Origin of the sequence: Bradyrhizobium oligotrophicum (genome assembly GCF_051168495.1) — a bacterium.
In the GTDB taxonomy this organism is placed as follows: Bacteria; Pseudomonadota; Alphaproteobacteria; order Rhizobiales; family Xanthobacteraceae; genus Bradyrhizobium; species Bradyrhizobium oligotrophicum_A.
In genome coordinates, this window is record NZ_JBNPVB010000004.1 from 434,240 (window position 1) to 447,596 (window position 13,357).

Here is a 13,357-nt window from a genome sequence, read left to right on the forward strand (position 1 = left end):
GCCGAAATTCAGGCTCCTGCTGCACTGCGATGGAAGCGTGACGCTCATATTTCCAACACCTCGGAAACCGGGACGCGCTATACGCAGGCGGGAACGCAGGCCTGAAGCGCGGAAGCGGGGTCGTTAGGGGACGCCGGGTCACCATCAGCCATGACATCGATAACCACTTCGGTCCTCGAGACGCCGATACGGCGGACACTCGAACGGACTTGTGACGATCTTGCCATGTTCGTGCTCGCCGCGGTCGCGGTGGTGGCCGGACTGACATTCCGGGACTATGGCCTCGGCTGGGACGACTACACCCATGCCGAATATGCCGATCTGTTGCTGCGCATGTACGGTTCCGGTTTCAGGGATCAGGCGGCCCTGTCGTTCGCCAACCTCTATATGTACGGCGGCGGCTTCGACATGGTTGCAGCCCTGCTGCACAAGGTTCTGCCACTGGAATTGTTCGAGACGCGCCGGCTGGTCGGCGCCCTGGTGGGCCTGATCGGACTCGCCGTGACCTGGCGCCTGGCACGCCGCATCGGCGGCGCCGTGGCCGGCCTGACCGCCCTCCTGTTGCTGGCGCTGTGCCCGATCTTCTATGGCCACATGTTCATGAACCCGAAGGATGCCCCCTTCGCGGTCGCCATGGTCGTGCTGCTGATGGGTCTCGTCCGCCTGGCCGAGGAATATCCCTACCCCTCGCCGCGCACCATCCTGATCCTCGGGCTCGGCGCCGGCTTCTCGATCGGCTGCCGGATCCTGGGCGGCATGGCCGTCGTATATGCCGTGGTCGGCTTCATGCCGCTGTTCCTGGAGGAATACCGCACGCAAGGGCCGCGCGAGGCGGTGCGCCGCTTTGCCCACGTCCTGTACATGCTGATCCCGGGCCTGATCGTGGGCTATCTGATCATGGGCCTGATCTGGCCGTGGTCGATCATCGAGCCTGCCAATCCGTTCCGGGCGCTGACTTATTTCTCACACTTCTTCGAGAAGCCGTGGAAGGAGATGTTCGACGGGGCGCTGGTCTCGGTGCCGGACATGCCGTGGTCGTATCTGCCGACCCTGTTCGCGCTGCAGCTGCCAGAGCTGATGATCGCCTTGTTCGTGGCCGGCGCGGTGGCCTCGCTGATGTCACTGTCGCGCCCCGACATGCCGGCGCGCCAGAAGAGCATCCTGCTGATGCTGACCCTGGCGGCGACGCTGCCGATCCTGATCGCGATCGTCAAACGTCCCGCGCTGTACAATGGCATCCGCCACTTCGTGTTCGTGATCCCGCCGATGGCGCTGCTCGGCGGCGTCGCCTTCTCCTGGCTGCTGTCCTGGCTGAACGCCGACGATCGCCGCAGCTGGCAGCCGGTGGCGATCGCCGCCTTCTGCTTCGGCCTGCTGCTGCCGCTGGCGGAGATGATCCGGCTGCATCCCTATCAATACACCCACTTCAACTACATTGCCGGCACGGTGCGCGAGGCCGATACCCGCTTCATGCTGGACTATTGGGGGTTGGCGTTGAAGCAGGCCTCGGACGGGCTCAAGGAGCAGCTCGACGAGCGCCAGGAGGTGCCGCCGATCGGGCACAAATGGAAGGTCGCCGTCTGCGGTCCGCAGCGCCCGGCCCAGGTCGCGCTCGGCCCCGACTTCACCATCGGCTGGGACAGTCATGCGGCCGATTTCGCCATGACGCTGGGCGAGTTCTATTGCAAGGGACTGACCGCTCCGGTGATGGTCGAGATCAAGCGCGACGACGTCGTGTTCGCCCGGGTCTACGACATCCGCGGCCGTAGCATCTCGAGCCTGCTGTCGATCCCGGCGCCTTGAGGCCTCGACTCAGCCAAACGACATGACAGCCTTCCCGCCCCGCGGCTTGCCGCGCGGCGGCGGCCCGCTTAGGCTCCGATCGCCCCTCGGAAATCGGAGAATGCCATGTCGCCAGCAGAAGCCCGCCTCAAGGAAGTGCCGTCGAACATGACCGAAGCCGAGTGGTCGCAACGGGTCAATCTCGCGGCCGCCTACCGCCTGGTGGCGCTGTTCGGCTGGGACGACCTGGTCGACACCCACATCTCGGCCCGCGTGCCCGGCCCCGAGCATCATTTCCTGATCAACCCCTATGGCCTGCTGTTCGAGGAGATCACCGCCTCCAGCCTGATCAAGGTCGATCTCTACGGCAACCAGTTGTCCGAGAGCGACTACAGCATCAACCCGGCCGGCTTCACCATTCATTCGGCGATCCACGAGGTGCGTGAGGACGCCGGCTGCGTGATCCATCTGCATACGCTCGACGGCGTCGCGGTGTCGAGCTGCGCCGACGGCCTGCTGCCGCTGAACCAGATCGCGCAATACGTCACCCACGACCTCGCCTATCACGACTACGAAGGCGTGGCGCTCGACCATGACGAGCGGCCGCGGCTGCAGCGCGACCTCGGCACCAAGCACAACATGCTGCTGCGAAACCACGGCACGCTCACGGTCGGCCGCTCGGTCGCCTCCGCCTTCGAGCGCATGTACCATCTGGAGCGCGCCTGCTCGATCCAGGTGCGCACCCGCACGCTCGGCCCCTCGGCCTATCCGGTCCGCGACGATGTCATAGACAAGAATGCGAAACTGTTCGAGAACCAGGATCGCGTCGAGCTTCGCTCCAACCAGCTGGTGTGGCCGCCGCTCCTGCGCAGGCTCGATCGGGTCAATCCGGGCTACCGGAATTGATGTCCGCGGGTTTCTGAGCTATAAGCGCCTATCACCCTCTACGCGTCCTGGAATGAAACGCCGCCCACTTCCGGGCGGCGTTTTTGCGTTCAAAGCCACGATGCAGGTCAACAGCGCCTCGTGAGCGCGAAACCTCGCCGCTCCGGAAGACCCTTCAGCTGCTGCAACTCCTCGGCGAGTCGTCGCTCGACGAAGCGCCGCTCATGGTCGGCAAGCCGGGTGCCGAGCAGCTTGCGATAGCGCCGCACGTTGGCCTCGCCGGAAAACCGCGTGCGGGCAGCGGACCCCATCGGGCCTGCGGTGCCGCCACGCGCATCGTCCGCCGCGGCGCCATTGGCCTCCACATCGACGCGCCGGACGACGCGCATCGCGGCCCCGCCGCGCGGCCGCGGCGGCTGATCCTCGCGGTCCAACTGCCGCAACGCGGCGAGGATGTTGGCCAGATGCAACGGCCGGGGGATGCCGGGAATCTTGCGCAGCTGCGGCTGCGATTCGACGGCGTACATGTCCGAGGCCCAGGACGACAGGATCAGCCGTTTCTCGGCCCGGCAGAGCCTAGTGTCGTTCAATAGATCGGCGGGGGTCTCGTAGTGCGACACCGGATGGAAGCCGGCGCCGCCCGTGGTGATCGAAATACTGCGCTCACTCATGGGTGTCTCCTCTTACGCTCCTTTCACGAGAGACAGATGGTGCATGGACGCGGGCGCCACGGCGCCCGTGTCCGGATGAAAAGACGTCAGGCGGCCTTCTGCGGCGCAATCTGCTCGGCCGGCGCGGTGCCGATGGCGATGCGGCGCGGCTTCATGGCCTCGGGGATCTCCCGCGCCAGTTCGATCCGCAGCAGACCATTGTCGAAGGACGCGCTGGTCACGTGCACGTAGTCCGCGAGATTGAACTGCCGCTTGAAGGGCCGCGACGAGATGCCTTGATACAGGTACTCGCGGGTCTCCTTGTCGGCCTTGCGGCCTTCCACGGTCAGCACGTTGTGCTCGGCCGTGATGACGAGTTCGTCCGGCGCGAAGCCGGCCAGCGCCAGCGAGATCTGATAGCGGTCGTCGCCGAGCCGCTCGATGTTGCAAGGGGGATAGTTGTCCTCGACCGCGCGCTGCGTCTCGTCGAGCAGATCGAACAGCCGGTCGAAGCCGATGGTCGAACGCCACAGCGGGCTGAAATCATACGTCCTCATAGCCAAGTCCTCCTCGGAGCAAGATGGATACGAAGGGGCGCCGGCGGTGCAGGACGTCTGGTATCAGAGACTTCTGATAACAGAGACTTCTGAGTACCAGAGACTTCTGAGTACCAGACAACCGGTCAGCGCCCAGAGTTCAGCCGGGCCCTGATGGCACCCGGCGCCGCCAAAGCGGCACGGAAGGAGTTAGAAAAGCAGAAGCCGGCTTCAAGAGGGGGACGCCGAATTTTTTTGTCGTAGTCCCGCGGCCGCAGCGCGGCGGGCCATCAGGCGGCGACGGAGGACAGCCGCTGCAGCCGCATGGTCGCCTCCCGGAGCACGCTGACCAGCCGATCGCGCTCGCGCTGATCGATATCGCCGCGCGACAAGACCGCCTGGCAATGCGCGACCACGCGCTGCTCGCTCTCGATGAGAAACCGCGTCAGACGTCTAGGATCGCCCATGGTCATGACGGACGCCGGATTGGGCGGCGGATGATCGTACTGCCAGCCTGGCATGATCGACCCTGCAAGCTCGAGCTGCGCTGCTGATGAGACCGGGCGGCGCGACAGCGCTCAACCACACCTCCCGTCGACCGTCGGTCGGCCGTCCGGCCGGTTCGCGGGTGCGAAATATGGCCGGCTGTGGACGGACTGCGGTCGTAAGTCCGATTGATAGCTGCGCGTTGTGGCCGATCCACGACCGGCCGCAGCAGCCATCAATTGTTTGATGGATATTTCTTCGATGCAGGCAGGACGTGTGATGGGCCCGCCCCGCCCTCGTGCGATCTGAACTCCATCGATCGTGCAGCCGCAGCGGCTTCCGGTGTCTTCGGCTCGCCTGCCGACGCTTGGCGGGCAACGACCCAGGAAAGCCGAACTTTCCGTTCAAGAGGGTCGCGACAGATTTTTGGCATGCAGCGGGACCGACGGCCGGACGGATCTTGACCATCCCCGGAGCCTTTCCCAGCTTTACCGACGCCAGAAATCCTCTTCACGCTCGTTGGTGGACATGATGCAGCTGCTGACCTTCCTCCGGCCCATCCTGCTGGCGCCGGCCGTTCTGCTTTGCCTGGTGGCCGGCCCTGCCCTGGCCCAGATTCCCGATCTCAAGCTCGGCCGTGTGCCGACGCTGGCGCCGCTGGTGAAGGAGGTGACGCCGGCCGTCGTCAACATCTCGGTCGAGGGCAAGGTCCGGCAGGACAATCCGCTCTATCAGGACCCGCTGTTCAGGAACTTCTTCGACGTGCCGAAGCAGGTCGAGAAACAGATCAGCGCCACCGGCTCCGGCGTCATCGTCGATGCCGCACGCGGCTACGTCATGACCGCCAACCACGTCGTCGAGCACGTCGATGGCGCGCAGATCCGAACCAAGGATGGCCGGAAATTCGACGCCCGGCTGGTCGGCCGTGATCCAGCCACCGACATCGCGCTGCTGCAGATCAGGGATCCGATGGAGCTCAAGGCGATCGCGCTGGGAGACAGCGACGCACTCGAGGTCGGCGATTTCGTGATCGCGGTCGGCAATCCGTTCGGCCTCGGCCAGACCGTCACCTCCGGCCTCGTCAGTGCGCTCGGGCGGACCGGCCTCGGCAAGCAGGGCTACGAGGATTTCATCCAGACCGACGCGGCGATCAATCCCGGCAATTCCGGCGGCGCGCTGATCAACCTGCGCGGCGAACTGGTCGGCATCAACACTGCGATCATCTCGCCCGGCGGCGGCAATGTCGGCATCGGTTTCGCCGTCCCCATCAACATGGCGCGGCGGGTGATGGAGCAGCTGGTCGCGAACGGCCGCGTCGATCGCGGGCGGATCGGTGTGACCCTGCTCGATCTGGACGCGCCGGCGGACGGCCGCGTCCACGGCGCGCGCGTCGCCGATGTGACCGCCGGCTCGCCGGCCGAGCGTGCGGGCCTGCGCAAGGGCGACATCATCGTGAAGGCGAACGACACGCCGGTGCGCAGCGCGACCCAGGTCCGCAATCTGATCGGCCTCACACCGGTCGGCCAGCGCGTCCGCCTCGTGTTCGAGCGCGACCGCGCGCTCGGCAATGCGACCGTCGAAGTCGCGCCGGTCACGGAGGAGCGCGCGCGCGTGCGAACGTCGGGCTGAGGCCTGCGTTCAACCTTCAGTCCGCATTTGGGCACTCATGCGACGTGTAGTAAATTTTTACCGCACATCAAGCATGGAACACGACTGGGATACCTCCATAAAGACCTGTTAAGTGTCTTGTCGCTTAGTGCGCCCCGGGTGGAGGTAGGGATATGCGGGGTGACGGTCTGGCTTTCAGTTTGCCAAATTGGCGCGTGACGCGCTGGCTGGCAGACCCGGGATATCCGGTGTCGTCGGACATCCGCCTCGCATTGGTCGGCGAGCTCTACGGCTGCTGGTCGGTTTTCGCCGGCGGCGTCATCAACACTGTCGCCGTCGCCGCAGCGCTCGCGCTGCGCACTCCGAACTTTCTCTTCATCACCTGGTTCGTGCTGGAAATCACGATCTGCCTGTTGCGGCTGGCGGTGATGCTCATCTCCTACCGCCGTGCGCGCGATCAGTTGACGACGCCGACCGACCTCCACATCCTGCTGTCGGTGGCGTGGAGCGCCAGCGTCGGTTTCGGTGTCGGCATCAGCCTGGGGTCCGGCGACTGGGTCGCAGCGTCGCTCACCTGCATTTCCTCGGCTGCCATGGTGGGCGGAATCTGTTTTCGCAATTTCAGCGCCCCGCGGCTGGTCGGCACCATGATCCTGTGCAGTATCGGCCCGGTGATCCCCGGCGTCGCGCTGTCCCGTGAGCCGCTGCTGTTCGCGATGTATCTGCAGATGCCGCTGTACTTCCTCGCGATGACCGGCGCAGCCTTCCGGCTGAACAAGATGCTGGTGGCGGTCATGCATGCCAAGCGCGAGAGCGACGAACGGGCGCGGCTCGATCCGCTCACCGGCCTGAACAACCGCACCGGCCTGATCGACACCTTGCGGAGCAAGCTCGCCAGCAAGGCCAGCGGAGACCAGACCTTTGCCCTGCTCTATCTCGATCTCGACGGCTTCAAGCCGGTCAACGACACCTTCGGCCATGCCGCGGGCGACGAGCTGCTGAAGATCGTCGCCAACATCCTGCGGCAGACCGCTTCTCCGGACGACGTCATCGCCCGGATCGGCGGCGATGAGTTCGTCGTCGTCGCCGGCAATCCCGCGATCGACCATGCGCTCGCGCTCGGCGAACGCATCATCGAGGTCATGACGGCACCCATCACGCTGCCGGGTGGCGCGCGCGTCAACATCGGCATGAGCATCGGCATCGCCGCTGCGCCGGATCACGGCAGCGATCCCGAAGCCCTGCTGTTCGCGGCCGACGCCGCACTCTACGAGGCGAAATCGAGCGGCAAGTCATGCTGGCGCCTGGCCTCGGCCGAGGCCAATCTCGCCGCCTTGCGCAAGTTCGCCGGCGACGGCCTGACGGCGAGGCCTGTCGCCAGCGCGGCCTGAGTTCAGCGTCGCGTAAACCACCGATGCGAGGGCCGGCGGGTCTAGCGCGGCATCTCCGCCAGCGCGGCGAGGATGCGGGCCCACGAGCGGATGCCCTTGTGGTAGCTCTTGAGGTCGTACTTCTCGTTCGGCGAATGGATGTTGTCGTCGTCGAGACCGAAGCCGACCAGGAGCGAGTCGAGGCCGAGCGTCTTTTTGAAGTCGGTGACGATCGGGATCGAGGCGCCCGAGCCCATCAGGATGGTCTCCTTGCCCCACTCCTCGGTGAGCGCCTGCTTGGCAGCCGCCAGCGGCTTCATGGTCCAGTCGAGCGCGATCGCAGCTCCCGCCGAATGGTCACCGAACGCGACCGAGCAGTCGCCGGGAATGCGCGCGGAGACGTAGTCGCGGAACGCCTTGCGGATTCTGAGCGGATCCTGGCCCTCGACGAGGCGGAACGACACCTTCGCATGGGCCAGCGACGGGATCACCGTCTTCGAACCCTCGCCGATATAACCGCCCCAGATGCCGTTGATGTCGCAGGTCGGCCGCGACGAGATCTGCTCGATCAGCAAGCGATCCTTCTCGCCGGCGGGAATCGACAATCCGATCGGCTTCAGGAAGCTCTCGGGTGTCAGGTTCAGCTTCTTCCACTGCTCCAGAACCTCGGGCGGCACGTCCTTCACGCCGTCATAGAAGCCGGGAATGGTGATACGGCCGTCGGCATCGAACAGGCCGCCGAGGATCTCGGTCAGCACCCGGATCGGATTGCGCGCGCCGCCGCCGAACACGCCGGAATGCAGGTCGCGATTGGCGGCCTTGATCTTGATCTCTTCATAAAGAAGCCCCCGCAGCGAGGTCGTGATCGCCGGCGTGTTGGGGTCCCACATGCCGGTGTCGCAGACCAGCGCGAAGTCGGCCTTGAACTCGGCCTTGTTCGCTTCGAGGAACGGCACGAAATTCTTCGAGCCGACCTCTTCCTCGCCTTCGATCAGCATCGTGATGTCGAGTGGCAGCGAGCCGGCGACCTTCTTCCAGGCGCGGCAGGCCTCGACGAAGGTCATCAGCTGGCCCTTGTCGTCCTCGGCGCCGCGCGCGACGATGATCTTGCGGCCGTCGGCATGATCGGTCACCACCGGCTCGAACGGCGGCCGGTGCCACAGGTCGAGCGGATCGACCGGCTGCACGTCATAATGGCCGTAGAACAGGACATGCGGCCTGGCGGCTCCGTGGCCATTGCTCTTGCCGACCACGGCAGGATGCCCGGCGGTCGGGCGCACCTCGGTCGCGAAGCCGAGCGTCGAAAGATCCTTGGCGAGATGGTCGGCGGCAGCCTTGCAGTCGTCGGCGAAGGCCGGATCGGCCGAGATCGACTTGATGCGGATCAGCTCGAACAACCGTTCCAGGCTGTTGTCGAAATCGGCATCGATGTGGTCGAGTACGGATTGAAGCTGCGCATTGGCCATGGCCACGAGATCCTTCGCAATTGACGGTTGGCTCGCTTGTAGCTCCGTTGCGCGGTCCGGGCCAGCACGATGCGCTGAGCATCGCGCCGGCGATCGGCCGGGATCATCGCCGCAGCAATCCGCCGAGCGCGCCGCGCACCAGGGAGCGGCCGATCGAACTGCCCAGCGAGCCGCCGACCTGCTTGCCGAGATCGGCCGCGATCCCGCCCACCACCTTGTCGGAGACCGAGCGCGCGACGTTGCGCGCGATCACCTGCGTCGTCGACAGCCGGCCGCGCTTGACGTTGGTGCCGAAGATCGTCGCGGCGATGTCGCTGATCCTGCCCAACACACCACCGGACGGAGCGTCCGCCGTCACGGCGGTTCCGGCGATCCGCTTCTGCAGCAACTCATACGCGGACTCGGCATCGATCTCCGTGTCGTATTTGCCCTTGACCGGGCTCGTAGCGATGATCGCCTTGCGTTCCTCGGGCGTAACCGGGCCGATGCGCGCCGACGGCGGCCGGATCAGGACGCGTTCCACCATCGATGGCGTGCCGTTGCCTTCGAGGAACGACACCAGCGCCTCGCCCTTGCCGAGTTCCGTGATCACCTTCGCGGTGTCCAGCTTCGGGTTGGGACGGAAGGTGTCGGCAGCCGCGGCCACGGCCTTCTGATCGCGCGGCGTGAAGGCGCGCAGCGCGTGCTGCACCCGGTTGCCCAATTGCCCGAGGACGCGATCGGGAACGTCGAGCGGGTTCTGCGTGACGAAATAGACGCCGACGCCTTTCGAGCGGATCAGGCGTACCACCTGCTCGATCTTGTCCATCAGCGCCTTCGGCGCGTCGTTGAACAGCAAATGCGCCTCGTCGAAGAAGAACACGAGCTTCGGCTTGGCGAGATCGCCGACCTCCGGCAGTTCCTCGAACAGCTCCGACAGCATCCACAGCAGGAACGTCGCGTACAGCCGAGGGTTCTGCAGCAGCCTGTCGGCAACGAGAATGTTGATCATGCCGCGGCCGTCGCGGTCGGTCTTCATGAAATCCTTCAGCGCCAGCGCCGGCTCACCGAAGAATTTTGTGCCGCCCTGGTTCTCGAGCACGAGCAATTGGCGCTGGATGGTGCCCACGGTCGCGCGGGTCACGTTTCCGAACGACTGCGCGGACTTCCGGATCGGCGCCAGCGGATCCTCGGCGGCATCGGCGCCCTTTTTTCCGACTTCCGGAATGATCGCATCGAGCAGCGCGCGCAGATCCTTCATGTCAATCAGCGTAAGGCCGTTCTCATCGGCGACACGGAAGGCGACGTTGAGCACGCCCTCCTGGACGTCGTTGAGATCGAGCATCCGCGCCAGCAACAGCGGTCCCATCTCGGTGACGGTGGCGCGCACGGGATGCCCCTGCTCGCCGAACACATCCCAAAATACCGTCGAGAACTGGTCGGGCTGATAGGCTAGTCCGAGTTCGTTCGCACGCTTGACGATGAAGTCCTTGGCTTCGCCGGTCTGCGAGATGCCGGACAGATCGCCCTTGATGTCGGACGCGAAGACCGGAACACCGGCGCGCGCGAAACCCTCGGCCATGACCTGAAGCGAGACGGTCTTGCCTGTACCAGTCGCTCCCGTCACGAGGCCGTGGCGGTTCGCAAGAGCAAGCGTCAACCAGGCCGGCTGCTCGCCAGCACCTACGAAAATCTTGTCGTCGGTATCAGCCAGTGATTTTCCGGATGGTGCCATGTTGGTCCGTCTTTCGAGAGTGTTTGTTTCGCATTGCACGTGGTGCCGAGCATCGCGTGCCGTAACATACTTTAGTATCGCGGGCTGGAACCAGCATCAGGCCAGCCTCGCGTCCTCGCAGCTCCCACTGCTTTTCATAACACTGGCGCCGCGCGATGCACGGGTTTCATCCGTAGATTCAACATCTGGTCTTGCACGGCTGCAACAGTCCATCCTCGATCGCGAATCGATTCGCGCGCCGGGCCTGCTCATCGCTTGTAATTCACGGATCGTCCGATCAAGATGAAGTCAGCGAGGACGTCCGGTCGCGGGGGACCGGATGACGACGGGGTTCACATGAACGAGCTGATTGAGCCGCTGGCCAGAATGGCCGGCATCGATAGAGCCGTGGCTGAAAAGCCAAGACATCTCCTGACCATCCATCTTGTTTTCAACGTCCCTTTCAACCTCCCTTGCAACGTCTCTTGCAACAAAGAACCGCAGCAGCAGTTTGCCAATCTGCCCACGGCGGCAAACGAACGGTCCGCTCTTGAACTTTCCGGGCTCAGCCAAGACCAAATCGGAACGGACCAGATGGGCACGATGAGGCCAGGCACGCGAGGCCTGAACCAGTTCGCCTGAAGCACCTTCGCGCGCCGAGTATCATGACATATCCGATCACCGAAATCGAAGGCATGACGACCTTCTATGCCTCCAAGCTGAAAGCTTTGGGCATCCGGACCACCGATGGATTTCTCGAAGCCGCCCGGACCGTGAAGGGACGCAAGGCGCTTGCCGCCAAGACCGGCATCAGCGAGCAGCAATTGCTCGATTGGGCCAACGTCGCCGATTACATGCGCATTCCCGGCATGGGCAAGGCCAAGGTCTGCCTGGTCCGTGCCGCCGGCGTCACCACGGTGCGCGAACTGGCGCATCGCAATCCCGCCCGCTTGGCGCAGAACATCAAGGAAGTGAACACGAGGCGGCAGCTCGTTCGCATCCTTCCGTCGGAAAAATCTGTCGGCCAGCTCATCGAAAAGGCCCGCCGGCTGGAGCCCAAGATCAGCTATTGATCCACCGCGGGCCGGCTGCGCACGGCTCGTGTAGTGCGACACCTTGACTCGACCGTGGCAACCGCGCAAAGCGGCGCCATGAGCGCAAACTCGCCGCATTCCGCCTCGGACCTCGCCGCGGGCCACCCGCTGCTGCGGCCGTGGCTCGCCCGTCCGTTTCCGGCGGTGATGGGCATCCTCAATGTCACGCCGGATTCCTTCTCGGACGGCGGCCGCTTCAATGCGCCCGAGCAGGCGCTCGCCCAGGCCCGGCGCATGATTGCTGACGGCGCCGACATCATCGACATCGGCGCGGAATCGACCCGTCCCTATACCGGCGCCGAGCCCGTGACGGCCGACGAGGAGCTTGCCCGCCTGCAGCCCATCCTGCCGGCGATCGTTGCACTCGGTTTACCTGTTTCGATCGACAGCATGAAATCTCAGGTTGTCGACTATGCACTCGACCAGGGCGCGCAGATCGTCAACGATGTCTGGGGATTGCAGCGCGACCCTGCGATGGCCGACGTCGTCGCCGCGCATGGCGCGCCGGTCGTCGTGATGCACAACCGCGCCGAGGTCGATCCGGAGATCGACATCGTCGCGGACATGCTCGACTTCTTCGCGCGCTCCCTCGACATCGCGCAGCGGGCCGGCATTCCCCGAGGGAATATCGTGCTCGATCCCGGCATCGGTTTCGGCAAGACTCAGCCGCAGAGCATGATTGCGCTGGCCCGGCTGGACGAGTTCACCCGTTTCGGGCTGCCGCTCCTGGTCGGCGCCTCGCGCAAGCGCTTCATCCATTCCATCGTGGCCTCGATCCCGCAGCAGCGGCTCGGCGGATCGATCGCGGCGCATCTGATCGCGGCGCAACGCGGTGCCGCGATCATTCGGGCGCACGACGTCGCCGAAACGGTTCAGGCCGTGCGCGTGGCCGCGGCAATCGAGGCAGAGCGATGACCGATACGATCTTCATCAAGGGCGTTCTCATCCATGCGCGTCACGGCGTGATGGAGCACGAGAGCGAGGTCGGCCAGCGCTTCGTCATCGATCTCGAACTCTACACCGATCTGTCGGACTCCTCGCGCAGCGACCGCCTCGCCGACACCGTGTCCTATTCCGACGTGGTGGAGACGGCGACCGCGGCGTTCAAGGACGTCAACTACCGGCTGCTCGAACGTGCGGCCGGCGCGGTGGCCGATGCGATCCTGTCGACGTTCGCCCGCATCCGCGCCGTCAAGATCACGGTGCACAAGCCGCACGCGCCGATCGCCGCGATCTTCGAGGATGTCGGCGTGGTGCTGACGCGCTCGCGGCATCCGTGATCCGATGGCCAGCGCGCTGATTGCTCTCGGCGGCAATGTCGGTGACGTCAGGGCGACCTTCCGGCACGCCGTTCCGGAGATCTGCCGGCGTGCCGACGCAGCGCTGGTCGCCCGCTCATCCGACTACATCACTCCGCCCTGGGGCGAGGAGCAGCAGCCGGCTTTCATCAACGCCTGCATTGCCATCGAGACCGCGAGCGCGCCGCAGGCGCTGCTGGCCATTCTGCACGACGTCGAGCGCATGTTCGGCCGCAACCGCGCCCAGGAAACCCGGTGGGGACCGCGCACGCTCGATCTCGACCTGATCGCCTATGACGATGTCGCCATCGATTCGCCCGATCTCACCCTGCCCCATCCGCGGCTGTTCGAGCGCGGCTTCGTGCTGGTGCCGCTGGCCGAGATCGCCCCCGACCGCGTGATCGCCGGCTACCGCGTCGACGACGCCGTGACCCGCGTTTCGCGCGAGGGAATCCGGCCGCTGCCCTCAGCCGAATAGCCGACATATCA

14 protein-coding genes are annotated in these 13,357 nt (G+C 65.1%); 9 read left to right on the top strand and 5 right to left on the bottom strand.

Annotated elements, in window-relative coordinates; all coding sequences use genetic code 11:
• Window positions 1-150: 150 nt before the first annotated feature.
• Both ACQR1B_RS11360 and ACQR1B_RS11365 read left to right on the top strand, forming a co-directional pair.
• Window positions 151-1,803, top strand: coding sequence for a glycosyltransferase family 39 protein (locus ACQR1B_RS11360; protein ID WP_434830850.1), 1,653 nt, complete (start codon window positions 151-153; stop codon window positions 1,801-1,803).
• 105 nt (window positions 1,804-1,908) lie between these two features.
• Window positions 1,909-2,688 (top strand): class II aldolase/adducin family protein, encoded by a 780-nt coding sequence (locus tag ACQR1B_RS11365; RefSeq protein ID WP_434830849.1) that lies wholly within the window; start codon window positions 1,909-1,911, stop codon window positions 2,686-2,688.
• A 107-nt stretch (window positions 2,689-2,795) separates the two neighbouring features.
• On the opposite strand, the gene ACQR1B_RS11370 is transcribed toward ACQR1B_RS11365, so the two are convergent.
• The 3 genes from ACQR1B_RS11370 to ACQR1B_RS11380 form a co-directional block, all read right to left on the bottom strand.
• Window positions 2,796-3,338, bottom strand: coding sequence for a hypothetical protein (locus ACQR1B_RS11370; RefSeq protein ID WP_434830848.1), 543 nt, complete (start codon window positions 3,336-3,338; stop codon window positions 2,796-2,798).
• Window positions 3,339-3,424: 86 nt separating this feature from the next.
• Window positions 3,425-3,874, bottom strand: a complete 450-nt coding sequence (locus ACQR1B_RS11375) for an Hsp20 family protein (RefSeq protein ID WP_434830847.1) — start codon at window positions 3,872-3,874, stop codon at window positions 3,425-3,427.
• 269 nt (window positions 3,875-4,143) lie between these two features.
• Window positions 4,144-4,374, bottom strand: a complete 231-nt coding sequence (locus ACQR1B_RS11380; protein WP_434830846.1) for a hypothetical protein — start codon at window positions 4,372-4,374, stop codon at window positions 4,144-4,146.
• Window positions 4,375-4,870: 496 nt separating this feature from the next.
• On the opposite strand from ACQR1B_RS11380, the gene ACQR1B_RS11385 reads away from it, so the two are divergent.
• Both ACQR1B_RS11385 and ACQR1B_RS11390 read left to right on the top strand, forming a co-directional pair.
• Window positions 4,871-5,968, top strand: coding sequence for a trypsin-like peptidase domain-containing protein (locus tag ACQR1B_RS11385; protein WP_434830845.1), 1,098 nt, complete (start codon window positions 4,871-4,873; stop codon window positions 5,966-5,968).
• Window positions 5,969-6,120: 152 nt separating this feature from the next.
• Complete coding sequence (locus tag ACQR1B_RS11390; protein ID WP_434830844.1) at window positions 6,121-7,338, top strand: diguanylate cyclase; 1,218 nt, start codon at window positions 6,121-6,123, stop codon at window positions 7,336-7,338.
• 41 nt (window positions 7,339-7,379) lie between these two features.
• On the opposite strand, the gene ACQR1B_RS11395 is transcribed toward ACQR1B_RS11390, so the two are convergent.
• Together ACQR1B_RS11395 and ACQR1B_RS11400 are read right to left on the bottom strand one after the other, a co-directional pair.
• The gene (locus tag ACQR1B_RS11395) at window positions 7,380-8,783 is read right to left on the bottom strand and encodes a M20/M25/M40 family metallo-hydrolase (protein WP_434830843.1); all 1,404 of its coding nucleotides are present in this window, start codon (window positions 8,781-8,783) and stop codon (window positions 7,380-7,382) included.
• 103 nt (window positions 8,784-8,886) lie between these two features.
• Window positions 8,887-10,497 (bottom strand): helicase HerA-like domain-containing protein, encoded by a 1,611-nt coding sequence (locus ACQR1B_RS11400; protein WP_434830842.1) that lies wholly within the window; start codon window positions 10,495-10,497, stop codon window positions 8,887-8,889.
• Between the two features lie 336 nt (window positions 10,498-10,833).
• Here ACQR1B_RS11400 and ACQR1B_RS11405 point away from each other — a divergent pair, with 336 nt between their 5' ends.
• The 5 genes from ACQR1B_RS11405 (at window position 10,834) to folK (ending at window position 13,346) form a co-directional block, all read left to right on the top strand.
• A complete protein-coding gene (locus tag ACQR1B_RS11405; protein ID WP_434830841.1) occupies window positions 10,834-11,118 on the top strand; it encodes a hypothetical protein in 285 nt (94 codons plus the stop codon).
• 23 nt (window positions 11,119-11,141) lie between these two features.
• Window positions 11,142-11,549: a DUF4332 domain-containing protein gene (locus tag ACQR1B_RS11410; RefSeq protein ID WP_434830840.1), complete on the top strand. Its 408-nt coding sequence runs from the start codon at window positions 11,142-11,144 to the stop codon at window positions 11,547-11,549.
• A 78-nt stretch (window positions 11,550-11,627) separates the two neighbouring features.
• Complete coding sequence (folP, locus tag ACQR1B_RS11415) at window positions 11,628-12,485, top strand: dihydropteroate synthase (RefSeq protein WP_434830839.1); 858 nt, start codon at window positions 11,628-11,630, stop codon at window positions 12,483-12,485.
• Window positions 12,482-12,850, top strand: coding sequence for a dihydroneopterin aldolase (gene folB / locus ACQR1B_RS11420; protein ID WP_434830838.1), 369 nt, complete (start codon window positions 12,482-12,484; stop codon window positions 12,848-12,850). Before folP ends, folB begins: the two co-directional genes overlap by 4 nt.
• Window positions 12,851-12,854: 4 nt before the next feature.
• A complete protein-coding gene (gene folK / locus ACQR1B_RS11425) occupies window positions 12,855-13,346 on the top strand; it encodes a 2-amino-4-hydroxy-6-hydroxymethyldihydropteridine diphosphokinase (protein ID WP_434830837.1) in 492 nt (163 codons plus the stop codon).
• Window positions 13,347-13,357: the final 11 nt, after the last annotated feature.

Bases quoted from the DNA above. Each gene is read 5' to 3' on its own strand.
- folP (WP_434830839.1), top strand. From the start codon at position 11,628: ATGAGCGCAAACTCGCCGCATTCCGCCTCGGACCTCGCCGCGGGCCAC.
- ACQR1B_RS11380 (WP_434830846.1), bottom strand. From the start codon at position 4,374: ATGCCAGGCTGGCAGTACGATCATCCGCCGCCCAATCCGGCGTCCGTC.
- folK (WP_434830837.1), top strand. From the start codon at position 12,855: ATGGCCAGCGCGCTGATTGCTCTCGGCGGCAATGTCGGTGACGTCAGG.
- ACQR1B_RS11410 (WP_434830840.1), top strand. From the start codon at position 11,142: ATGACATATCCGATCACCGAAATCGAAGGCATGACGACCTTCTATGCC.
- ACQR1B_RS11385 (WP_434830845.1), top strand. From the start codon at position 4,871: ATGCAGCTGCTGACCTTCCTCCGGCCCATCCTGCTGGCGCCGGCCGTT.
- ACQR1B_RS11390 (WP_434830844.1), top strand. From the start codon at position 6,121: ATGCGGGGTGACGGTCTGGCTTTCAGTTTGCCAAATTGGCGCGTGACG.
- folB (WP_434830838.1), top strand. From the start codon at position 12,482: ATGACCGATACGATCTTCATCAAGGGCGTTCTCATCCATGCGCGTCAC.
- ACQR1B_RS11375 (WP_434830847.1), bottom strand. From the start codon at position 3,874: ATGAGGACGTATGATTTCAGCCCGCTGTGGCGTTCGACCATCGGCTTC.
- ACQR1B_RS11395 (WP_434830843.1), bottom strand. From the start codon at position 8,783: ATGGCCAATGCGCAGCTTCAATCCGTACTCGACCACATCGATGCCGAT.
- ACQR1B_RS11360 (WP_434830850.1), top strand. From the start codon at position 151: ATGACATCGATAACCACTTCGGTCCTCGAGACGCCGATACGGCGGACA.
- ACQR1B_RS11405 (WP_434830841.1), top strand. From the start codon at position 10,834: ATGAACGAGCTGATTGAGCCGCTGGCCAGAATGGCCGGCATCGATAGA.
- ACQR1B_RS11365 (WP_434830849.1), top strand. From the start codon at position 1,909: ATGTCGCCAGCAGAAGCCCGCCTCAAGGAAGTGCCGTCGAACATGACC.
- ACQR1B_RS11370 (WP_434830848.1), bottom strand. From the start codon at position 3,338: ATGAGTGAGCGCAGTATTTCGATCACCACGGGCGGCGCCGGCTTCCAT.
- ACQR1B_RS11400 (WP_434830842.1), bottom strand. From the start codon at position 10,497: ATGGCACCATCCGGAAAATCACTGGCTGATACCGACGACAAGATTTTC.